This is a genomic window from Halorubrum salipaludis, assembly GCF_002286985.1.
In the GTDB taxonomy this organism is placed as follows: Archaea; Halobacteriota; Halobacteria; order Halobacteriales; family Haloferacaceae; genus Halorubrum; species Halorubrum salipaludis.
Genome location: NZ_NSKC01000002.1, coordinates 217734 through 239825, shown reverse-complemented (window position 1 = coordinate 239825; position 22092 = coordinate 217734). Strand labels below are relative to the sequence as shown.

The 22092-nt window shown below is 69.4% G+C and carries 21 protein-coding genes; 11 read left to right on the top strand and 10 right to left on the bottom strand.

Annotation, left to right across the window (positions count from 1 at the left end; all coding sequences use genetic code 11):
• Window positions 1-27: 27 nt before the first annotated feature.
• Together CK500_RS03880 and CK500_RS03875 are read right to left on the bottom strand one after the other, a co-directional pair.
• Window positions 28-861, bottom strand: a complete 834-nt coding sequence (locus CK500_RS03880; RefSeq protein WP_095635936.1) for an MBL fold metallo-hydrolase — start codon at window positions 859-861, stop codon at window positions 28-30.
• Between the two features lie 392 nt (window positions 862-1253).
• Window positions 1254-1895 (bottom strand): bifunctional 4-hydroxy-2-oxoglutarate aldolase/2-dehydro-3-deoxy-phosphogluconate aldolase, encoded by a 642-nt coding sequence (locus CK500_RS03875; protein ID WP_095635935.1) that lies wholly within the window; start codon window positions 1893-1895, stop codon window positions 1254-1256.
• 275 nt (window positions 1896-2170) lie between these two features.
• On the opposite strand from CK500_RS03875, the gene dgoD reads away from it, so the two are divergent.
• Together dgoD and CK500_RS03865 are read left to right on the top strand one after the other, a co-directional pair.
• Entirely contained in the window at window positions 2171-3325 is a 1155-nt protein-coding gene (gene dgoD / locus CK500_RS03870; RefSeq protein WP_095635934.1) for a galactonate dehydratase, read from the top strand.
• A 139-nt stretch (window positions 3326-3464) separates the two neighbouring features.
• The gene (locus CK500_RS03865) at window positions 3465-4277 is read left to right on the top strand and encodes an SDR family NAD(P)-dependent oxidoreductase (protein ID WP_095635933.1); all 813 of its coding nucleotides are present in this window, start codon (window positions 3465-3467) and stop codon (window positions 4275-4277) included.
• A 645-nt stretch (window positions 4278-4922) separates the two neighbouring features.
• Here CK500_RS03865 and CK500_RS03860 read toward each other — a convergent pair.
• Window positions 4923-5969 carry a sensor histidine kinase gene (locus tag CK500_RS03860; protein ID WP_095635932.1) on the bottom strand — a complete coding sequence of 349 codons (1047 nt, stop codon included), beginning with the start codon at window positions 5967-5969 and terminating at the stop codon, window positions 4923-4925.
• A gap of 113 nt (window positions 5970-6082) precedes the next feature.
• Here CK500_RS03860 and CK500_RS03855 point away from each other — a divergent pair, with 113 nt between their 5' ends.
• Window positions 6083-6787 carry a hypothetical protein gene (locus CK500_RS03855; RefSeq protein WP_095635931.1) on the top strand — a complete coding sequence of 235 codons (705 nt, stop codon included), beginning with the start codon at window positions 6083-6085 and terminating at the stop codon, window positions 6785-6787.
• A 10-nt stretch (window positions 6788-6797) separates the two neighbouring features.
• Here the strand turns inward: CK500_RS03855 and CK500_RS03850 are convergent, their stop codons facing one another.
• Both CK500_RS03850 and CK500_RS03845 read right to left on the bottom strand, forming a co-directional pair.
• A complete protein-coding gene (locus CK500_RS03850; protein WP_095635930.1) occupies window positions 6798-7790 on the bottom strand; it encodes a glycosyltransferase family 4 protein in 993 nt (330 codons plus the stop codon).
• A 37-nt stretch (window positions 7791-7827) separates the two neighbouring features.
• Window positions 7828-8697, bottom strand: coding sequence for a hypothetical protein (locus CK500_RS03845; RefSeq protein WP_095635929.1), 870 nt, complete (start codon window positions 8695-8697; stop codon window positions 7828-7830).
• A 189-nt stretch (window positions 8698-8886) separates the two neighbouring features.
• Here CK500_RS03845 and CK500_RS03840 point away from each other — a divergent pair, with 189 nt between their 5' ends.
• Window positions 8887-9900, top strand: coding sequence for a lysylphosphatidylglycerol synthase transmembrane domain-containing protein (locus CK500_RS03840; RefSeq protein WP_095635928.1), 1014 nt, complete (start codon window positions 8887-8889; stop codon window positions 9898-9900).
• A gap of 109 nt (window positions 9901-10009) precedes the next feature.
• Window positions 10010-11185 carry a sensor histidine kinase gene (locus CK500_RS03835; protein WP_095635927.1) on the top strand — a complete coding sequence of 392 codons (1176 nt, stop codon included), beginning with the start codon at window positions 10010-10012 and terminating at the stop codon, window positions 11183-11185.
• 128 nt (window positions 11186-11313) lie between these two features.
• On the opposite strand, the gene CK500_RS03830 is transcribed toward CK500_RS03835, so the two are convergent.
• Window positions 11314-11874 carry a thioredoxin family protein gene (locus CK500_RS03830; RefSeq protein WP_095635926.1) on the bottom strand — a complete coding sequence of 187 codons (561 nt, stop codon included), beginning with the start codon at window positions 11872-11874 and terminating at the stop codon, window positions 11314-11316.
• A gap of 57 nt (window positions 11875-11931) precedes the next feature.
• A complete protein-coding gene (locus CK500_RS03825; RefSeq protein ID WP_095635925.1) occupies window positions 11932-12120 on the bottom strand; it encodes a hypothetical protein in 189 nt (62 codons plus the stop codon).
• Between the two features lie 370 nt (window positions 12121-12490).
• Between CK500_RS03825 and CK500_RS03820 the strand changes: the two genes are divergently transcribed.
• A complete protein-coding gene (locus tag CK500_RS03820) occupies window positions 12491-12676 on the top strand; it encodes a hypothetical protein (RefSeq protein ID WP_095635924.1) in 186 nt (61 codons plus the stop codon).
• Between the two features lie 62 nt (window positions 12677-12738).
• Window positions 12739-15423, top strand: coding sequence for a response regulator (locus CK500_RS03815; protein WP_095635923.1), 2685 nt, complete (start codon window positions 12739-12741; stop codon window positions 15421-15423).
• 103 nt (window positions 15424-15526) lie between these two features.
• On the opposite strand, the gene CK500_RS03810 is transcribed toward CK500_RS03815, so the two are convergent.
• From CK500_RS03810 to CK500_RS03800, 3 genes are all read right to left on the bottom strand, one after another.
• Window positions 15527-15925, bottom strand: a complete 399-nt coding sequence (locus CK500_RS03810) for an OsmC family protein (protein WP_095635922.1) — start codon at window positions 15923-15925, stop codon at window positions 15527-15529.
• A 79-nt stretch (window positions 15926-16004) separates the two neighbouring features.
• Window positions 16005-17402, bottom strand: a complete 1398-nt coding sequence (locus CK500_RS03805) for a sugar porter family MFS transporter (protein WP_095635921.1) — start codon at window positions 17400-17402, stop codon at window positions 16005-16007.
• A 253-nt stretch (window positions 17403-17655) separates the two neighbouring features.
• Window positions 17656-18378 (bottom strand): metal-dependent hydrolase, encoded by a 723-nt coding sequence (locus CK500_RS03800; RefSeq protein WP_095635920.1) that lies wholly within the window; start codon window positions 18376-18378, stop codon window positions 17656-17658.
• A 102-nt stretch (window positions 18379-18480) separates the two neighbouring features.
• Here CK500_RS03800 and CK500_RS03795 point away from each other — a divergent pair, with 102 nt between their 5' ends.
• From CK500_RS03795 to CK500_RS03780, 4 genes are all read left to right on the top strand, one after another.
• Complete coding sequence (locus CK500_RS03795) at window positions 18481-19563, top strand: zinc ribbon domain-containing protein (protein ID WP_095635919.1); 1083 nt, start codon at window positions 18481-18483, stop codon at window positions 19561-19563.
• A gap of 58 nt (window positions 19564-19621) precedes the next feature.
• The gene (locus CK500_RS03790; RefSeq protein WP_095635918.1) at window positions 19622-20365 is read left to right on the top strand and encodes a fumarylacetoacetate hydrolase family protein; all 744 of its coding nucleotides are present in this window, start codon (window positions 19622-19624) and stop codon (window positions 20363-20365) included.
• Window positions 20366-20485: 120 nt separating this feature from the next.
• A complete protein-coding gene (gene hisC / locus CK500_RS03785; RefSeq protein WP_095635917.1) occupies window positions 20486-21580 on the top strand; it encodes a histidinol-phosphate transaminase in 1095 nt (364 codons plus the stop codon).
• Complete coding sequence (locus CK500_RS03780) at window positions 21577-22092, top strand: adenylate kinase family protein (protein WP_095635916.1); 516 nt, start codon at window positions 21577-21579, stop codon at window positions 22090-22092. Before hisC ends, CK500_RS03780 begins: the two co-directional genes overlap by 4 nt.

The following is a 22092-nucleotide window of genomic DNA, read 5'->3' as shown; positions in this document are numbered from 1 at the left end:
GGAATCGGCCCTCTCGAGGCCGACGACCTACAGGTCGATCCGGTCGCCGATCTCGACTATCTCCAGCCGGTTCGGGTGCGATCGGCTCCGGACGTGCTCGTGGAGCGCGGTCGGGTCCGCGGTCAGCCCCTTCCACATGTCCCAGTGGGTGGGGACGAGCCGATCGAGCGCGAGGTCCTCGGCGGCAGCCGCGATCTCGTTCTCGTCGCTGTACCACTTCGTCTCCACCGGCTCGCCCGTCTCCTTGTCCGGAACCCGGCCGACGGACCCGAACGCCAGGATTCCGAGGTCGATGTCGAACTCCTCGCCGAGCCCCGAGAACGACGCCGAGGGCTTGCTGTCGCCCGCGTGGAACAGCGTGCCCGACTCGTGTTCGATCACGTACCCGACCGGGTGCGTCGCGTCGGAGTCCTGCGTTTCGACGACGTGAACCGTGAACTCGCCGATCTTCAGCTCGTCGCCCTCGGTCACTTCGAGGAACGCCTCCGCCGCCACGTCCCAGTGCTCGGTCCAGCGCTCCTCCTCGCGAGCGACGGCGAGCGAGTCGTCTGGCGCGACGAAGTCGGCGTCGGTGTTCGCGAGGATCGGCGCCTGCGAGGGGCCGTGGACGTGATCGGTGTGTTCGTGAGTCGCCAGCACCGCGTCCGCCTCGTCGACGTCCTCGGGATCGAACGGGACCGGGATCATCCGGACCGTGCGCGGCGGGTCGCCGGTCCCGACGTACGGGTCGATCCAGAGCACCGTCCCCTCGCTCCCCTTGATCGCGAAGCCGTTGCAGCCGAGGTACCACAGCGCCACCGTGTCGGGGTCGGCGTCCGCGACCGCGCGCGGCAGCCAGTCGCCCCAGTCGGAATCGGTCATGGCCGACGTTGGGCGTGCGTCCGGGGTAATCGTTCCGCTCTCGGCTGGAATTCGATCGTTATCCTCAGAGTGAGAGCGAATTCAGTTGCTTCGGAGGCGACTCTGAACTGTCCGACGCACGACGGATAAATCATATACCGCGATACAAAATCGGAGGCGATCGCGAAAGCGAGCGACGCACTGGATCCGGCGAGAGCAACCGGGTCAACGGCGGTATTTCAGCGACGAGCAGAAGGTGAGAATCCGCGCCCGATCGAAATCGTTCGGCAACTCGGGGGCCACCCCCAGCAGGAAGGTCCGGGAGCGGCATCGATGCGTACGTCTGGCGGCCGAGGAGTGGCGTCTCCGCTTCGGTTCGTGGTCCGAGGAGAATCGGTCGCCCGGCCGTCGGGCTAGTTCTCTCTCGCGGCCGCGACCGCGTCGACCGTTCGCCGCGCGTTCTCGGTGATCGCCTCGTAGTCTCCGTTCGCGACCGCGTCGTCGTCGACGATCGCGCTGCCGACGCCGACCGCCGCGGCGCCCGCCTCGACGTACGCGCCGGCGTTCTCCGGACCGACCCCGCCGGTCGGGACGAGCGGGATCTGCGGGAGCGGGCCGCCGAGGGCCGCGACGTGGTCCGGTCCACCGGTCTTCGCCGGGAACACCTTCACGAGGTCGGCGCCGGCCTCGTACGCGCGGACGGCCTCCGTCGGGGTGAACGCCCCGGTCGCGACCGGCGTCCCGTAGCGGTTCCCGGTCTCGATGACGCCGGCGTCGACCGTCGGCGTGACGAGGAACTCGGCGCCCGCGAGCTGTACCGCCCGGGCGGTCTCCGCGTCCAGCACCGTCCCGGCGCCGACGAGCACGTCGTCGAACCGGTCGGAGAGCGCGCCGATGGTCTCCGTGACCCGCGGCGTGTCCGCGGTCACTTCGAGCGCCGTGACGCCGCCGTCGACCACGGCGTCCGCCACGTCGATCGCGGACTCGGGGCCCACACCGCGGAGGATCGCGACGACGCCGCCCTCCCGGATCTGATCGACTCGTCGTGCATGCATACGGCTACCGGGAACTGCGGCCGTAATAAATTGGACGGCTCGCGAACGATATTACTTACAGAGATAATTCTGTAATGGAGTTTCTCCGGGACGCGATACGGATACGCGGCCTCACGACGGACGCGGAGCGGCACTTGCGACCAATCCGAGACAGGTTCGACGCGAGATCGAACACGCGCGAACACCGATTTCCGCCGACGGAGCCGACACGGCGTCGCTTCTGAACCCGCCGTCCCGTAACGACTAACAGAGCCGACGGGGTAGGTTGCTCACGAATGAGCGAAATCGTCGACTACGAGCTGTTCGAAGTGCCCCCGCGGTGGCTCTTCCTGCGGGTCGAGACCGCGGACGGCACGGTCGGGTGGGGGGAGCCGGTCGTCGAGGGGCGATCGAAGACGGTGCGGACCGCGGTCGAGGAGCTGTTCGACACCTACCTCCTCGGGGAGGACGCCGGTCGGATCGAGGACCACTGGCAGACGATGTACCGCGGCGGGTTCTACCGCGGCGGCCCGGTTCTCATGTCGGCCATCGCCGGGGTCGATCAGGCCCTCTGGGACATCAAGGGCAAACAGCTCGGCGTCCCCGTCTACGAGCTGCTCGGCGGCGCGGCGCGCGAGCGGATCCGGGTGTACCAGTGGATCGGCGGCGACCGCCCCTCCGACGTGGCCGAGCAGGCGCGCGAACAGGTGGACGCGGGCTTCACGGCGCTGAAGATGAACGCGACCGAGGAGATCGAACGGGTCGACGACCCCGCCACCGTCGACGCCGCCGCGACGCGGCTGCGAGAGGTCCGCGAGGCGGTCGGCGACGAGGTCGGCATCGGCGTCGACTTCCACGGGCGCGTCTCCAAGCCGATGGCGAAGCGGCTCGTCGAGGCGCTCGAACCGTACGACCCGATGTTCGTCGAGGAACCGGTTCTGTCGGGCCACAACGACGCCCTCCCGAAGATCGCCGAGCACACCACGACGCCGATCGCGACCGGCGAGCGCATGTACTCCCGATGGGACTTCAAGGAGGTGTTCGAGGACGGCGCCGTCGACGTGATCCAGCCGGACCTGTCGCACGCCGGCGGGATCACCGAGGTGAAGAAGATCGCCGCGATGGCTGAGGCGTACGACGTGGCGATGGCGCCCCACTGCCCGCTCGGGCCGATCGCGCTGGCCTCCTGCCTGCAGGTCGACGCCGTCTCTCCGAACGCCTTCATCCAGGAGCAGAGCCTCAACATCCACTACAACGAGACGAGCGACGTGCTCGACTACCTCGCGGACCCCTCCGTCTTCGACTACGAGGACGGCTCCGTCCAGATCCCCGACGCGCCCGGCCTCGGGATCGAGATCGACGAGGAGCACGTGCGCGCGCAGGCCGAGAAGGACGTAGACTGGCACAACCCCGTGTGGCGCCACGCGGACGGGAGCGTCGCCGAGTGGTGAGCGCCGGCCGGTAGTATCGCCGGGCCGCAAGCGCCGCCGGACGGTGAGCACCGCCGGACCGCAAGCGCCGCCGAGCAAGTCGGGCGACGGCGGCCCCGCAGACGGTGATTATTTGCCGGGGGCATCACCAGTTAGGGGTATGTCGCCGGGCAACCCGACCGAGAACGCCGTCGCGAACAGACACGCGGACACCGTCGCCGTCGTCACGGGATCGACGCGGGGAATCGGCGAGGGCGTCGCCCGTCGCTTCGCCGCCGAGGGCGCTTCGGTCGTGGTGACCGGTCGCTCCGCCGACAGCGGCGAGGCGGTGGTCGACGAGATCGAGTCGGCGGGCGGCGAGGCGACGTTCGTCCGGGCGGACATGCGCGAGCCCGCGGAGATCGAGGCGCTCGTCGAGCACGCCGTCGCGGAGTACGAGCGGATAGACGTGTTAGTGAACAACGCGGGCGTCCAGACGGAGACGACCGCGAGCGAGGCGACGATCGACGACTGGGAGTTCGTCGTCGAGACCGACTTCCGGTCCTTCTGGCTGTGCGCGAAACACGCCGCCGACCACATGCCTGAGGGCGGGACGATCCTCAACACCTCCTCGAACCACGCGTTCCTCACGATGCCGGGGCTGTTCCCCTACAACGCGGTGAAGGCCGGGATCAACGGGATGACTCGCGCGCTGGCGCTGGAGCTCGGGCCGGACGGGCTCACGGTGAACACGATCAACCCCGGCTGGATCGAGATCGACCGCACCGAAGCTGAGCTGGGCGACGAGTACGAGTACACGGAGGAGATCCACCCGGTCGGGAGGCTCGGAACGCCCGCCGACGTGGCCGGGCTCGCCGCCTTTCTCGCGAGCGACGACGCGAGCTTCATCACCGGCGAGAGCATTCTGATCGACGGCGGGCGTTCGCAGGTGATGCAAGACGAGGTCTACCTCGACTACCGCCGCGACGCGTGATCGATCGGCGGTGGGGCTCTCGGGCCAACGGTGGGGCTGCCGCGACCGGAGAACCGACCGGGCCACAGCGTTTGTGGAGAGGTCACACCATCGCCGCCGACGGGAATGTGCACCGAATTCGACGTCATGTGTCAGGTTAAAATATATCTTTGAAATATGGTATGATTTTCCACTCCGATCGATCGGCCGTTTTCGACTAGGGACGGGTCGGCGGCCGCCGTCGGGCCGACTCCGAACCGAGAGGTGTTCGCATCGACCGCGACTCGGATCGGGGATGGCAGTAGGATCGCCGGCCCACGCCGGTCCCGAATCGAAACGGCAGTCTCATTCGATGTCGGGCGAAACGAGCTCGACCGTCTTCGCGGACCGAAGTCTCTCAAACTGCCGAGACGAGGGCGGTGTGAACGCTCTGATCGGTCCGTCGTCTCTCGATTCGATCGGTCAACGTCCCTTCGAGAGAGTGCAGAAACCGCGATCTCGGTGGTGACCGGTTCGGGATCGACTCATGTTATGATAGAAATAGTATGTTAATCTTGAATGATAGTATTTATTATGTATATTCGAGTGGGACGGATACGGCTCCGATCCCCGGTCACTCAAGCGTCGGACGCCTTCGACGGAGACGCGTCGTTCCAACGGTCGGCGTCACTCGACGCGCGGAAGCTCGACGACGAAAACGGCGCCCGTCGGCTCGTTGTCCTCGACCCAGACGCGGCCGCCGTACTGGGAGACCAGCGTCTCCACGAGGTACAGCCCGATTCCGGTGCCGGGACTCCCGAGACCGCGCTCGCCTTTGCCGAACACGATGTCCTTCTTGTCGTCCGGGATGCCGGGGCCGTTGTCGGCGATCCGGACTTCGACGTCGTCGTCGCGCGCCTCGCAGGACACCTCGACGAGCGGGGCGTCCTTGTCGTTGTGTTGGACGGCGTTGTTCAGGAGGTTCCGGAACACCGAACTGAGCATGCTGTCGGCGGCCACCGCGACCTCGGGGATCGACCCCTCGACGACGAACTCCGCCTGTGGGAACGACTCCTCGCGGAGCGACAGCTCGGTCGTCAGAACGGAGCGGAGCGAGACCGGCTCGACGGCGATGTCCTCGTTCGAGACGACCGCCTCGACGTAGTCGTGCGCGACCTCGGTCAGTTCGACGACGTGTTCGGCGCTGGCGAGGATCTTCCGCAGGTACTCTTCCCCTTCGGCGTCGACGTGGTCCTCGAGCATCTCCATCCAGCCGAGAACGACCGCCATGTCGTTGCGGATGTCGTGGCGGACGATCCGGTTCAGCAGTTCGAGCTCCTGTTCCCGGCCGCGTTGTTCGGTGATGTCCGTACAGATACCGACGACTTCCGCGATCTCGCCGTCCTCGTCTCGGAGCGCGACCTGTCGCGTGAGCACCCAGCGAACCGATCCGTCGGGCCGGACGACGCGACCCTCGTACGCCTCGTCTCTGGTCCCTCGGGCCGCCGCCTCGATGTTCTCTCGCACCCGATCGCGGTCCTCGGGGTGGATGCTGTCGATCAACAGGGACACGTCGTCTTTGATCTCCTGGGGAGGGATTCCCCAGATGTCCTCGAATCCGGCGCTGATGTAGTCGAACTCGCCGGGCTGCGTGGCCGTCCACAGCGCGACGCCGTCGAGGTGGTCGAACAGGGCTCGGAAATCGCGCCGTTTCCCGAGCGAGCCGTGAGTCATACCGGCGTTTCCACGCCGAAAGTGATAAAGGCCGGTCGTGGATCCGCACGTCGCAGTTTCCGACCGCGGATCGGCGGAACGCTTACCTCGCCGACCCCGCAAGCGGATCGCGAATGCCCTCCCGCTTCGATCGGCGGACCGCCCTTCGGGTCGTCGGGTCGTCCGTCGCGCTCGCGCTCGCCGGCTGCGGCGCGAACCGAGGGCCCGGGGAGTCGAACGGCTCCGCGAACGGAACCGACACGTCGACGCCGGCGCCGGTGACCGCTGACGACGTCGCGTTCGAGGCGAGCGCGACGGAGCCGTTCACCGCGGATCACCCCGCGCGTATCCGGGCCGAGCTCCGGAACACCGCCGCCGACCCGATCTCCGTCTTCACGGGCGTGACGCCGCCGTTCACCTCTTACCTGAGCGACGGCGACCCGGACGCGAACCGACTCGTTCTCGTTCCCGAGGTCCCGGCCGACGAGAGCCCCTTGGGGTGGTCCGACGGGACCGACCGGATCTCCGAGACGGTCGAGAGCGGGTGTTGGAACGCGACGCGAGACGCCGTGATCGAAGAGATGGGGGCGTACACGGCGGTGGCTCCGGGAGAAGCGCTGCGTCAGCGATACGCCGTGTACGGGTACCAGAACGAGTCGTGTCTCCCGGCCGGAACCTACGCCTTCGGCGACGACGTGACGGTACACCGCGGACGACCCGGAGACGACGCCCCCGAGTCCGAGGCGACGTTCGGCTTCGCGCTCGCGCTCGCCGACGACGGGTCGCTCTCGGTCGAGAGGGATGAGGCGACGATCGGCGGCGACGACGGAAGCGAGTAGGGGGCGGCGGTCACAGCGACTCGTACAGCTCGCGGTACCGCTCCGCGATCGCGTCGAGCGAGAACGACTCGCTGCGCGCCTCCGCGTTCGACCCGAGCCGCTCCCGGAGCGCGGGGTCGGAGAGGCGCCGGATCGCGTCGGCGAACGCCGCGGTCTCGTCGTCCCCGGCGGCGGGGTCGACCTTCAGGCAGTCCTCGCCGTCGTCGAGCCACGAGAACGTCTCGATGTCGCGGACGACGACGGCCTTCCCGGCGGTCATCGCCTCCAGCAGCGCGATCCCCTCGTTCTCCTCGTGGGTCGGGAAGAGGAACACGTCGCCGGCGGCGAACGCGCCCCGCACGTCGTCGACGAAGCCGGTGAACGTGCAGTTGTCCGGCGACTCCTCGATGAGCCGGGTGGTCTCGCGGCCCTTCAAGGAGAGGTCGAGCGGTCCGAACCACGCGAAGTCGATGTCGGGGAGCGCACGGGCCAGGTCGACGAACGTCTCCAACCCCTTCCGCTTGATCACGTGGCCGACGAGGAAGACGGTCGGCGGGTCGAGGTCGTACCGGTCGCGGTACTCGGCTTCCAGCGACTCGAAGCCGGCCAGCTTCTCGCGGTCGACGCCGTTCGAGATGACGGTCGTCGGCGCGTCGGCGTACTCCGCGATCACGCCGCGGTTGTACTCGGAGGGGCAGACCAGCGCGTCGGCGAGGCCGTACGCGCGGCTGAGGTAGGGCTTGAGGGGCTTCGCCAGGGCGTTGGTGAAGCGGAAGCTGTCGCCGAAGTCCTCGGCGGTGACGTGGGTGTGCGCGACGACGGGGACCCCGCGGTCGCTCGCTCGCTTCGCGTACCACACCGAGCGCGGCCCCATCAGGTTGCAGTGGAGCACGTCGGCGTCGAGGGTCGGCTCGGTGGTGTAGGCGATCCCCTCGCGGTCGAGCATCTTCCGCTGGTGGACGACGGACTCGCGGATGCCGCCGGTGACGCGCTCCTCGAACTCGAAGTAGTGGCTGACCTTCATGGCGCGGTCTCGGAATTGGAACGCGAAGCGGCGACGGTCACTCCACTTCCAGCCACGGGACCTCCATCAGCGGCGGGATGTACGTCTCGATGTGGTGTTCCCACACGCCCTCCTCGCCGAACGCCTCGCCGTGGTCGGCGGTGACGACCACCTTCCCGTCGAGCTCCTCGACGAGATCCGCGACGGATTCTAAGGCGATCCGGAGGTTCTCCTCGTACATGCTCAACGCGGTGACGCGGGTGCCGTCTTTCACGAGGTCCTTCGGGTCGAGCTCCAGCCACAGCCCCGCCTTCTGGGCGAACTCGCTGTCGTCGAGCCGGCTCTCGATCTTCGGTCGGACCGAGTCGCTGAGCGACGAGAGGAGGCCGCCGTCGTCGCCCGCGTCGCCGCCGTTCGCCTCCTCCTCTTCCTGCCGTTTGATCCCCTTCTGGATCTGCTTGAGCTTCTGTCCCTTCCCGCGGGAGAGGTAGGGAGCGTGCGGCTGCATGTAGTGGAGGACGGTGCGGTCGGCGCGTTCGACGGCGTCGCGGTTGTTCCGGTACGCCTCGGCGAGCCCCTCCGGCGGGACGGTGCCCAGGTCGTCGTCCCAGCCGGTCTTCCACACGTCGTGGATGTCGCTGATGTGGTCGGAGGCGGTCCAGTCGTAGTCGCAGCTCGCGCCCCACTTCAGCTCGTTCAGCGGAATGCCGAGGTCGTTGATGAAGGGGTTCCCCGAGAAGTAGGCGATGTCGTGGTCGCCCGTGAACGTCCGGTAGGCCCACTCCGGCGTCGACGATCCGACGCTCCGGCGCTTCTCTAAGTCGCCGTCGAGGTACTCGTCGTACACGTCCTCGAACACGTCGTAGCGGCACGCGTCCAACACCAGACAGTAGTCCCACTCCGACTCGAGGAACCGCTGATCGTCCATAAGTACGCCCCCGTACCCCCCCGACGGTTGTATTCTTGTTGGTGCCGCTCTCGTGACATAATTCGGCTACACACGCCCTCAGCGTCGTCTTCTCGGCGTTCTCTCCGCTGACCTCGCATCGGGGGAGCCCCCAAACGGGGAGCGAGAACCGATCAGACGTTTCAAGTCCGCCAGCGCGTCATACCCCCCATGGACGGGAGCCAGCGGCGGGGAGTGGTCATCGGCGGGATCGCGGCGCTCGCGGTCCTCGCCGTCCTCTTCGTCGTCGTTGGGGCGGACCGCGTGATCGGGACGCTGCGTTCGGCGGACCCGACCCTGGTCGCGGCGACGTTCGGGTTCGCGCTCTGCTGGCTGGTCGCGTGGAGCCTCATGCTCCGGACCGTCCTCGGGTCGCTCGACGTCTCCCTCTCGGTCGGCACGGCGTTCCTCGTGTACGCCGGGGCCGTCTTCGCGAACAACGTCACCCCGTTCGGGCAAGCGGGCGGCGAGCCGGTGGCCGCCGCGCTCATCTCCCGCGTCTCCGGGTCGCGCTACGAGACGGGGCTCGTCGGGATCGCCAGCGTCGACGTGCTCAACGTCGTCCCCTCCATCTCGCTCGTGTTCCTCGGGGTCGGCTACTACGCGACGAGCGCCGCGGTCGGCGAACGCCTCGAAATCGCCGTCGGCGTCGCCGTCGCGCTGATCGCGGCGATCGTCTCGGGGATCGCGCTCGGCTGGCGGTACCGGCGTGTCGTCGTCGATCGGCTTCCCGGCGCGGTCGGCGCGGTGGCCGGCCGACTGGACCGGTTCGACGCCGAGACGGTCGAGGCCGGGATCGCCAACAGGCTGCGGAACTTCTTCGAGGACATCGAGCGCGTCGGGACGAGCCCCGGGCGGCTGGCCGCCGCGGTCGGGCTCTCGCTCGCCGGGTGGGTGTTCCAAGCGGCCGCGCTCACGGTCGCGTTCGCCGCCGTCGGCCACGGGATCTCGCCGGTGATCCCGCTTTTCGCCGTCCCGCTGGCGTACGTCGCGGGCGCGACGCCCCTCCCGGGCGGACTCGGGGGGATCGAGGCGGCGTTCGTCGCCCTGCTCGTCCCGACGACCGGGGTCCCGGCGTCAGCGGTCACCGCGGCGGTGCTCGTCTTCCGCGGCGGCGTCTACTGGATGCCGGTGGCGATCGGCGGCGCGTCGGCCTCGGTGCTCGGAGTCCGCACGGTCCGGTGATTTCGCATTCGTACCGCCGGAACGCCACGAGTAGTGTAAAAAGTAGAGAATTTACTCCCAGATAACAGGGCCACTTTTGTCGGTGGGGTCGGTACCTCGGACGTTACCCATGGGTGGCGAGGCTCTCAGCGCGGCGGCGGCCCGGGAGCGGCTCTACGAGGTGATGGACCGGGACCTGCCGTTCGAGGAGAAGGCGACGCTGGCGCTCTCCGTCGGAGAGGCGTATCTGGACGTGGAGAACGGACACCTGACGCGGATCGACCCCGAGAGCGACTACTGGAAGGCGATCGCCAGCACGGACCCGGCGGACGGGGCGTTCCCGGTCGGGCTCCAGCTGGACCTCGGAGAGACGTACTGCCGGCGGACGATCGGCGGAGAGGCTCCGGTCAGACTGCACGACGCGCCCAACCAGGGATGGGACGACGACCCCGCGTTTCAGCGGCACGGCCTCCACTGTTACCACGGCAGCGCGATCACCGTCGACGACGAGCTCTTCGGGACGCTGTGTTTCGTCTCCGCGGATCCGCGCGCCGAGCCGTTCGACGACGCCGAGACGCTGTTCGCGGAGCTGATCGCGCGGATGTTGGAGACGGAGCTTCAAGCGGAGCGGACGGAGGCGAAGATCGACCGGCTCGACCAGTTCGCCAGCGTCGTCTCGCACGACCTCAGAAGCCCGCTGAACGTCGCACAGGGACGCGTCAACCTCGAGCGATCGACCTGCGACAGCGACAACTTAGAGATCGTCTCGCGGTCGCTGGACCGGATGGAGAACCTGATCGGCGACGTCCTCACCGTCGCCAGACAGGGACACGAGATCGGGGAGACGGAGCTCGTCTCCCTCAGTGCGATGGTCGAGGAGTGCTGGGAGGGGACCGACACCGACGGCGCGACGGTGGCCGTCGCGGAGGAACTGCAGTTCAAGGCGGACCCCGACCGCGTCCGGCACCTCTTCGAGAACCTGTTCCGGAACAGCGTCGAGCACGGCTCGACTGGCAGCCGGACGAAGTCCGGCGACAGCGTGGAACACGGGGGCGCGGACGTGTCCGTCCGGGTCGGACCGCTCGACGGCGGAGACGGGTTCTACGTGGAGGACGACGGTCCCGGAATTCCGGAGGCAGACCGCGAGCGCGTCTTCGAATCGGGATACACGACCGCCACGGACGGGATCGGGCTCGGCCTCTCGATCGTCGAGGGGGTCGTCGACGCCCACGGGTGGACGGTCGAGGTCGAAGAGAGCGCCGCCGGCGGCGCGCGGTTCGAGGTGGCCGGCGTGGTCGTTCCGTAGCGCCGGGTCTCGGGAGGTTCCGGCTCGAGGTCATCGAATCGCTCCGAACCAGGTCTACCGAGGCACTCGGCGGCGGGCGCTACCGCGCGATCGACGAATTCGTCGGCGCCGTCCCTCGCTCTCCGCACTCACTCCCCCGGCCACTTGATCGAACAGCCCCGCGAGGGGCGGTCCGGAACGTCGACTTCCTCGCCCGCGAGCACGGCGTCGACGGCGTCGCAGATGTAGAACTCGGTGGGCTCGTCGTCCGGGTTCAACGCGTCGTCGAGGCGGCCGTGGTACCGGAGCCGGAACCCGTCGCCGTCGCGGCCGAACAGGAACGGGTCGGGGGTACAGACCGCGCCGTAGGCGTCCGCGACCGCGGCGGTCTCGTCGCGGAGGTACGCGTCGTACCCGATCGCCCCGTCGGCGACGCGGTCGCGCATCGCCTCGACGGAGTCGTCCGGGTACTCCTCGGCGTCGTTCGGGTTGATCCCCACGACGGCCAGGTCGTCGTACTCGGCCGCCAGGTCGTTGAGGAGGTCGAACTTCGCCTGCGCGTACGGGCAGTGGTTACAGGTGAACACCACGAGCAGGGCGTCCGCGTCGAAGTCGTCGAGGGCGTACGTCTCGCCGTCGGTTCCCGGGAGCTCGAACGGCGGCGCGGCGTCGCCGCGGTCGAGCTCCGAGTCGGATTCAGTCGCGACCATACCGTGCCTTCCGGCGCCGTCCCCAAAACCGTTCCGCGGGGCGTCCCCGTCGGCCGTTCAGGCCCGGGCGGCGGCGACCACGGCCGCGGCGTGCGCGACGGCGACGGCGGCCAGCAGACAGCCCGCGGCGGCGATGACCGCCGCGATCGCGAGGGACCATTCCCGAAGAGCCGCGCTCACCGTCCGCACCGCCGCGAACCCCCAGGCGACGACGAGCGCGGCGAGGGTTCCGCCCGGAACGAGCATCGGTGACGCGAGCCACCGCGGCGCGGAGACGCTTCGGTCCCGTTCCGCCGCTCGCCGGAAGCGGAGACCCGCTCGGGGCCTCAGTCGCCGCCGCTCCGCCGGAGACCGTTTCTCCGCCGGCGGGGGCCGCCGCCGCTCCGCCGAGCACCGCCCGCGTTCCGCCGGGCGCCGCCCCCGATCAGTCGGATCGTCTCGCGGTCGCATGGGGCGGGTGGCCGCGGCATCGGCCCTAAACCGTTCCCCGGTTTCGGCCGAAGCCGTCCCGCACCGCGACCGGCGGCGCGTGGCTCCCGACGGGACAAATTCCGTCGACGGCCCGCGATCTGCCGGCGACTCGTGGCTTTTTGGTCCGACGGTTCGTACCGCGGGTATGTCCACCCGAGAGCCGTCGTATCGAACGCTCCGGCTGCTGTGCGCGAACGCGGTCGGCATGGCCGGATTCCTGCTCGCGTTCGCGGTCGCCCGGGAGTTCGCGGTCGCGCTCGTTGCGGCCCTCGTCCTGGCGGCGATCGGGTACGCGGCGTCCAGCGCCGTCGTGGCGTACGCGTCGGCGTGACCCGGCGACGTGACAAGCAAAATGCCAATAGTTACTATGTCGGGGAAACGACACACGAACGGATGACGACACGGGACCGGTACGAGTCGGAGGCGCTCGCGGCCGACGCGGGGTCCGACCCGGTGCGAGTGCTTCTCGTCGCCGAGCGGCCGTCAGTCGGAGACCGCGCGGCGGCGGCCATCGAGGACCGCGGCGAGCGGTTCGCGGTGACGTCGGCGGACGACGCCGCCGAGGCGCTCGGCGCCGTCGACGCCGGCGAGGTCGACTGCGTCGTCAGCGGTTACGACCTCCCCGGGATGGACGGCATGGAGTTCCTCCGCGCCGTCCGGGACCGGGTCGGGGACCTCCCCTTCGTGCTGTTCACGGCCCGCGGGTCGGAGGCGGTCGCGAGCAGGGCGGTGGCCGCGGGCGTCGACGAGTACCTCCCGCTGCGTGACGCCGACGGGGTCGCGGAGGACGGGACGGCCGACGACGAGCCGGCAGATACCGACCGTCCGGACGACGAGACGACAGATACCGACCGTCCGGACGACGAGACGACAGATACCGACCGTCCGGACGACGAGCCGACAGACGCCGACCCCTACGCCGCGCTCGCGGAGCGCGTCGACCGCGCCGTGTCCCGGTCGCGGACCGAGCACCAAGAGACAGAGCACCTCGACCGGATGACGGACGCGTTCTGCGGCATCGACGAGTCCTGGCGGCTCACGTACCTCAACGAGCGGGCGCGTGAGCTGCTCGAACGCGACGCCGGAGAGCTGCTCGGCGAGCGGATCTGGGACCGGTTTCCGACGCTCCGCGGGACTCGGATCGAGACGGAGTTCCGCGACGCCGTGGCCTCCGGAGAGCCGACCGCCTTCGAGTACCACTTCGAGGGTCCCGACCTGGATTTCGCGATCGACGCCTACCCCTCCGACACCGGCCTCTCGGTGTACTTCCGCGACGTGACCGACGAGCGCGAACGCGAGCGCGAGCTCCGCGAACTCTCCGAGCGGTTCCGCCTCGCGGTTGAGGGCGCCGACGTCGGGGTCTGGGACTGGGACATCCGCACCGACGAGGTGCGGTTCGACGAGCGGTGGGCCGGCATGCTGGGATACGACAAATCCGAGATCGCCTTCGAGCTCTCGGAGTGGGAAGACCGCGTCCACCCCGACGACCTCGCCGAGGTGTGGGCGGCGCTGGAGGCGCACTTCGCCGGCGAGACGGAGTACTACCGGTGCGATCACCGGATGGAGGCGAAGTCGGGCGAGTGGAAGTGGATCCGCGACCGCGGCCGCGTCGTCGAGCGCAACGACGACGGCGAGCCGGTCCGCGCCGTCGGGATCCACATCGACGTGACCGAGGAGAAGGAGCGCGAGCGCGACCTGGAGCGCTACCGGCGACTCGTCGACGAGTTTCCGAACCCGGTGGCACTCTACGACGCCGACAGTCGGTTCGCGGTGGTCAACGACCGGCTGACCGAGGTGTACGAGTCGACCCCCGAGGAGCTCGTCGGTCGGAAGAGTCCCCTGTTACGGCGGCTCCGAGAGACCCGCGAGGACGACCCGTTCGCGGCGCTGGTCGCCGGCGACCGGGAGGCGGTGTCCGGCACGATCGAGCTGGACCTCCCCGAGCGGTCCGACGCGATCATCGACTTCACCCTGCGGCGGCTCGTCATCGACGGCGAGTTCGACGGGGTGCTCGCCGTCAGCCGCGACGTGACCGAGAAGCGCCGCCGCCAGCGGGCGCTCGAACGCACCTCGGCCCGGCTGGAGGCCCTCTTCGAGGACTCCCCGGACATGGTCGACATCCACGACAAGGCGGGCGAGATCGTCGACGCGAACCCCGTGATGGCGGCGGAACTCGGCTACGACCGCGAGGAGCTCGTGGGGATGGACGTCTGGGAGATCGACACGGAGCTGGACCCACAGACCGGGATCGACCTCTGGCAGAGCATCGAGATGGGTGAGACGCGCCGGCTGGAGACGACGTTCCGTCGGGCCGACGGCACCACCTTCCCGGTCGAGGTGCAGGTCCGCCGCGTCGACGTGCAGGGGGACGACCGGTTCCTCGCCACCAGCCGCGACATCTCGGAGCGGAAGGCGTACGAGCGCCGGATCGAGCGCGAGAACGAGCGGCTCGACGAGTTCGCGAGCATCGTCTCGCACGACCTCCGGAACCCGCTCAACGTGCTCTCCGGCTACCTCCGGCTCGCCCGAGAAACGGGAAACGACTCGTACTTCGACCGCTGTGACACCGCGCTCGACGAGATGGAGCGGCTGATCGACGACGTGCTCACCCTCGCCCGGCAGGGCGACGCCGTCGGATCGGTCGATCCGGTCCCCCTCGACGAGCTGGCGACCCGCTACGCGAAGGACGCGGTCGGGTCAATCGACGGCGACGAGGGCGACGAATCGGCGGAGCCGATCGAAGTCGCCGTCGAGACCGAGCACGACGTGCTCGCGGATCCCGGCCGGCTCAAGCGCCTGCTGCAGAACCTCTTCCGGAACGCCGCCGAACACGGCGGAGACCGCATCGTCGTCGGCGACCTGCCGGACGGGTTCTACGTCGCCGACGACGGCCCCGGGATCCCGGAGGACCGACGCGACGAGGTGTTCGAGAGCGGCCACACGACCTCCGAGTCGGGGACCGGGTTCGGGCTGGCGATCGTCGAGCGCATCGCGGAGGCCCACGGCTGGGAGGTGACGCTGACCGAGGGCGACGACGGGGGCGCCCGCTTCGAGTTCACGGGCGTCGATCGGCCCTGAGGAGCACCTCGGGCGGTCCCGCGGCTCCCGAGTCCGGTCGTCGTCGCGAAAAATTTTCGAGTCGCCGTCTTCGCCGAGCGGTCGAAGCGGCCGGATCGCCGGCTCAGAACGCGCCGGGGTAGACGCTGATGTCGGCGTGGAGGCCGTCGCGAAGGGCGCTGTGGACGTGACAGATGCCCTCGGCGCGCTCGGCGATGTCGGCCGCGGTCTCCTCGTCGAGGTCGGCCTCGACGTGGACGTCGAAGGCGATGGACTCCAGATCGTCGTCGTCGTCGAGCTCCGCGCTCGCGTCGATCTGGACCTTGCCGAGCTCCTCCTCGCCGCGCTGGCTCCCGCCGACGCGGAACGCGGGGAGGTAACAGGAGGCGTACGTCGCGACGAGCGCGGCGTTCGGGTTCGGCCCCGTCTCGTCGGTCGCGTCGATCTGCAGGTCGAACTCACCGACCTGGCTCGTGCAGGCGTACCCTTCCTCGGAAACGGTGGATGTCTCGATGTCTGCCATGGTCGTTCTTTGGTTCGGTCTCCCGAGGATAAAGGTTACCGGCATCGCCCCGCGGCGGGGGCTCGGATCGCGGCCGCCCTCAGTCGTCGCCGGGAACGTCGGCCGCCGCCCCGGTCGCGCTCCGGAGGTCCGCCTCGATCGCCTCCAGCGTCCGGCCCTTGGTCTCGGGGACGACGCGGTAGGTGAAGAGGAGCGCGACGACGCTGCAGGCGCCGAACAGCCAGAACGTCATCGGCGTCCCGATCCCGTCGAGTAACACGGGGAACGACAGCGCCACGGCGAGGTTCGCGAGCCAGTTGGCGACGGTCACGATCCCCATCGCGCTCCCGCGGACGGCCAGCGGGTAGATCTCGGAGATGAGCAGCCAGAACACCGGGCCGAGCCCGATCGCGAAGAAGGCGACGAACGACACGAGCGTGAGCGTCGCCAGCCAGCCCATCCCCCCGGTCGGGTCCGCGAACTGGAAGACGAGGCCGGCGACGCCCAGCGACCCGATCATCCCGCCGGTGCCGACGAGCAGGAGGGGACGCCGGCCGACGCGGTCGACGAGCAGGATCGCGACCACCGTCATCGCGACGTTGACGGTGCCGATGACCACCGACGCGAGGATCGACTGCGAGCTCCCGAACGCGGTCGACTCCAGGATCGTCGGGGCGTAGTACATCACGGCGTTGATCCCGGTGATCTGCTGGAAGATCGCGAGCCCAAGCCCGACGACGAGCGCCGGACGCATCCAGGGGCTGAGCAGGTCGCGGACCCCGTTTCCGGACTGCGCCTCGACGGTCGCCTCGATCTCGGAGAGCTCCGACTCGATGTCGCCCTCGCGGGTGCGGCGGAGCACGGCGCGGGCCTCGTCGGTCCGGCCCTGCTCGTAGAGCCACCGCGGGCTCTCGGGCATCCGGAGCATCCCGATCGCGAGCACGACGGCCGGGACCATCCCCGCGCCGAGCATGATCCGCCACGATCCGGAGCCGGAGAAGGCGTAGTTGACGAAGTACGACGAGAGGATCCCCACGGTGACCATCAGCTGGTTCAGCGACGTGAGCCCGCCGCGGACGGAGGGCGGCGCGATCTCAGAGATGTACAGGGGACCGACGATCGAGGCGAACCCGATGGCGATCCCGTCGATCATCCGTCCCGCGACGAGCACCTCGACGGTCGGCGCGACCGCCATGAGGAACGAGCCGAGGAAGAACACCCCGGCCGAGAGCAGGATGAACCGCTTGCGGCCGACGCGGTCGGATATCTGTCCGCCGACGGCCGCGCCGGCGGCCGCCCCGACCATCGCGCCGCTGACGACGATCCCCTCCACCAGAGGGGTCAGCTCGAAGGTCGTGTCGATGAAGAGGATGGCTCCGGAGATGATCCCGGTGTCGAACCCGAACAGGAGTCCGTTGAGCGCCGCGAGCGCGGAGACGACGTACACGAACCGTCCGCCCTCCCCGCGGATCACAGCCCGCATATCTGCGGTTGACATGAGGTACCAATCCGACCGTAACCGTCTTTTATTTAGAAGGCTTCTGATTTATTATTAATTTACATCTATGAAGTTATTTTGTGCCCTTGGAGACATACGGAATCTACCGAGGTTCATATAATATTTATTCGTCTCCGAATAGCATTCTACACCCGTGGGAACGCGGCGGTCCGGTCGCCGATCGACGGTCGGAACACCGCGGCTCTCCGATGTCGATGTCGCGTGAAAAAACCGCAGTCGCGCGTCGGACCGGCTACTCCAGCACGTACGTCTCGTCGCCGTCGAGGACGACGGGCTCGGCCGCAGCGCCCGCCGCCTTCACCTCGTTGACGAACTCCTGCGTCTCGATCTCGATCGGCGGGAACGAGTCGTAGTGCATCGGGAACACCACGTCGGCGCCCACCCAGTCGGCCGCGATGCCGGCGCCGGCGGGACCCATCGTGAAGTGGTCGCCGGCTGGCAGGGCGGCGGCGTCGGGTTCGAGGTACGGCGCGATCACGTCGACCATCTCGGACATCAGCCCGGTGTCGCCGGCGTGGTAGAACGTCGTGCAGTCGGGGTCCGACTCCTGGGTCGGCTTCTTGTCGCCGATCACGAAGCCGGCCGGCATCCCGGCGGAGGTGCCGTAGCCGGTCTCGATCCCGTTCGAGTGGTCCGCGCGGACCATCGTCACCCACGCGTCGCCGCACTCGGCGGTGCCGCCGATGTTCATCCCCATGCCGCCGACCGCGTCCTCGTGGCCGAAGTTGTCCTGGATGTACCCCGTCAGCTCCGGGGTGGCGACCACCGTCGCGCCCTCGTAGCGGTCCACGTCGCCGATGTGGTCCGCGTGGCCGTGGGTCAAGAGGAGGTAGTCGGGGTCGAGCTCCTCCGGGTCGACGTCGGTCTTCGGGTTGTCGAAGTACGGATCGATCAGCAGCTCCGTGTCGTCGACGACGACGTGCCACGTCGAGTGGCCGTGCCAGGTGAGTTCCATGGTACGCCTGGTACGTCTCGGCGAGCCGTAATAAAAGTCGACGCCGCGGCCACTGCCCCCGCCGGGAGAGGAGTTAACCGCCCGCCGCACGAACGGCCGCCGATGCCCTCCCAGCGGAACGACCGCGTCCCGCGGACCGACCGGTGTCGCGAGTGCGGCCGAGCCGTCAGCCCCGACGCGAACTTCTGTCCGGGCTGCGGCGCCGATCTGCGCGCCGAGGACCCCCTGGGAAACGCCTCGTCCACCTACTGTACCGAATGCGGCGAGCTCGTCGGCCCGGACGACGAGTTCTGCGCGAACTGCGGGGCGCCCTGCGAGGGTGCTCACGGCCCGACCGCCGAAGCCGACGACCCGACCGCAGAGACCACCGCCACTGCGGACCCGGACGCCCGCCGCGCCTTCCGCGCCCGAGTGCGGGACCACCTCGACGCGGGCTGGGAGCTCACCGAGGACCACGGCGACCGGGTCGTGCTCGTCGACCGGGACATCGGGTCGCTCCCGGTCCACGTCCTCTTGCTCCCGACGACCGGCGGCGTCGGGAACCTGCTGTACGGGTGGTACAACTACGCCGAGCAGGCCGAGACGCGGCGGCTCGGCGTCTCCGACGGACCGCTCCCGGACGGCGAACTGGCGACCCCCGGCGACGAGGACCCGCTCGTCACCCTCTCCGGCTACCTCCTGGGCGGACTGCTGCTGCTCATCGGAGCCGGGATCGCCGCGGTCTCGGTCGGGGCGGGGTCGGTTCTCGGGACCCTGTTCGGGCTCGCGTTCGCCGCGATCGGGCTAGCGCTCTCCCCGCCCGTGGAACGGCGGCTCGACCGCCGACACGGGCTCTCCCGCTTCGGTCGGGTCCGCACCGTCGACCACCGGATCACCCCCGCGACGGAGCGGACCGAGGCGCCCTGCGTCGTCTGCGGCGAGGCGTTCGAGCGCGGGGTCGTCCGTCGGCGTCGCGACGAGACGGTCGTCGCCGGCGTCCCGGTCCGGACCCACTCGATCCGGCGCAACCACTACTGCGCCGACTGCGCCCGCGCGGAGCTGTTCGGCGGCGACTCGGGCGCGGACGCCAGCTCGGTGTTCGTCCCGGACTCCGGGACCGACCGGGATTCCGAACTCGACATCGACTCCGAGCTCGACACTAGGTCCGCGGCCGACGCCGAGTCCGCGGTCGACCGGGCCGAGTAGCCCCGTCGCGTTTGCCTCTCCGGGAACGCTTTTCGGGCGGCCGCCCGATTGCCGAGACATGCACCACGCACGGTTCCGCGACCCGGCCGGCTCGATCCGCGAGGGGACCTACGACCCCGACACCGACACCGTCGCCTTCGCCGGCGAGGAGTACGCCCTCGACGACCCCGCGATCGACGTGCTCCCGCCCGCCGAGCCGACGAAGATCGTCTGTATCGGCCGCAACTACGCCGACCACGCCGCCGAGCTCGGCAACGAGGTGCCGGACCGACCGCTCCTCTTCTTGAAGCCGCCGAACGCGCTGGCGAGCCACGGCGACGAGATCACGACGCCCGCCGGGAAAGACCGGATCGACTGGGAGGCCGAGATAGCGGTCGTCATCGGCGAGCAGTGCAAGGACGTCGACGCCGACGACGCGATGGACGTCGTCGCGGGCTTCACCTGCATGAACGACGTGTCGAACCGCGACGACCAGAACCGCGAGCAGAACTGGGTGCGCGGCAAGGCGTTCGACAACGCCGCGCCGCTCGGCCCGGTGCTGGCGACCCCCGACGAGGTCCCGGCGGACGCGAGCGTCGAGCTCCGCGTCAACGGCGAGACGAAGCAGTCCAGCGACCGCGAGCACTTCATCTTCGACGTGCCGACGCTGATCGAGGAGATCACGACCTACCTCACCCTAGAGCCCGGCGACGTGATCTCGACCGGCACGCCCGAGGGCGTCGGCGCCCTCTCCGACGGCGACACCGTCGAGGTGGAGGTCGAGGGGGTCGGGACGCTCGAACACGACGTGCGGGTCCCCTGACCGGGTCCACACCGGTCCGAGTCGGACGCCTCGGCCGCCGTGGCGTCCGATAACACACCGGGTTTCCGGTGAACGGCCGCTTCGGCCACCCTTAAGAGCGCCCCGCCCGGATCCACGCGCATGCAACCACGGGATCTCTCCGATCACTCGCCGTACGTGCCCGGCCGGGGCGTCGAGGAGGTCGCCCGCGACCGCGGGCTCGACCCCGACGACCTCATCAAGCTCTCATCGAATGAGAACCCGCACGGCCCGAGCCCGGCGGCCGTCGAGGCGATCCGCGAGCACGCCGACCGCGTCCACCAGTACCCGAAGTCCTCGCACACGGACCTCACGGAAAAGCTGGCGGAGAAGTGGGACGTGTCGACCGAGCAGGTGTGGGTCTCGCCCGGCGCCGACGGCTCGATCGACTACCTCTCGCGGGCCGCGTTGGAGCCCGGCGACGAGGTGCTCGTCCCGGAGCCCGGCTTCGCCTACTACGCGATGTCCGCCCGCTACCACCACGGCGAGGTCGCCGAGTACGCGCTCACCCCCGACGACGGGTTCGCGCAGGACGCGGAGACGGTGCTGTCCGCCTACGGCGGCGAGCGGATCGTCTACGTCACCTCGCCGCACAACCCCTCGGGCTCGGTGATGCCCCTCGACGCGGTCGAGGCGATCGCGGACGCGACCGCGGAGGAGACGCTCGTCGTCGTCGACGAGGCGTACGGGGAGTTCGCCGAGGTCGACAGCGCGATCCCGCTGGTCGACGAGCGCGACGACGTGGCGGTGCTCCGGACGTTCTCGAAGGCGTACGGCCTCGCCGGGCTCCGGGTCGGATACAGCGTGGTCCCGGAGGCGTGGGGCGAGGCGTACGCCCGGGTCAACACCCCCTTCGCCGCGAGCGAGCTGGGGTGCCGGGCCGCGCTCGCCGCCCTCGACGACGAGGAGCACGTCGCGGAGTCGGTCGAGACGGCGCGCTGGGCCCGCGAGTACATCGCGGCCGAACTGGACGCCCCGACCGTGGAGTCGGCCGGGAACTTCGTGCTCGCCGAGGTCGGCGACGCGGAGCGGGTCGCCGAGGCGGCGCAGGAGCGCGGCGTGATCATCCGCGACTGCACCTCCTTCGGGCTCCCCGAGCACGTCCGGATCTCGACCGGCACGCGCGAGGGGACCCGCGAGGCCGTCGACCTGCTCAACGAGACGCTGTCGGACCTGGAGCTCGGTGCCCGGCCATGACCGCCGACCGCGTCGCCGTCACCGGCACCCCCGGGACCGGCAAGTCGACGGCGACGGCGCTGCTCGAAGACGAGTACGACGTGATCCACCTCAACGACCTGATAAAGGAGAACGACGAGCTCTGGACCGACCGCGACGCCGACCGCGACACGCTCGTCGCCGACCTCGACGCGGTCCGCGAGCGCCTCGGCGACTGGTCCGGCGTGCTCGATTCCCACCTCGCGCACCGGTTCGACGTCGACCGCGTGGTGGTCCTTCGCTGCCGCCCGGAGGAGATCGAACGGCGGCTCGAAGCCCGCGGCGAATCAGCCGCGACCGCCCAGGAGAACGCGGAGAGCGAGGCGCTCGACGTGATCCTCTCGGAGGCGGTCGACGAACACGGGATCGAGAACGTCTACGAGATCGACACCACCGACCGCGATCCCGAGGCCGTCGCGGACGCGGTCCGGGCGGCGATCGAGGGCGACCGCGAGCCGAGCGCGGGGACCGTCGACTTCATCGATTATATATGA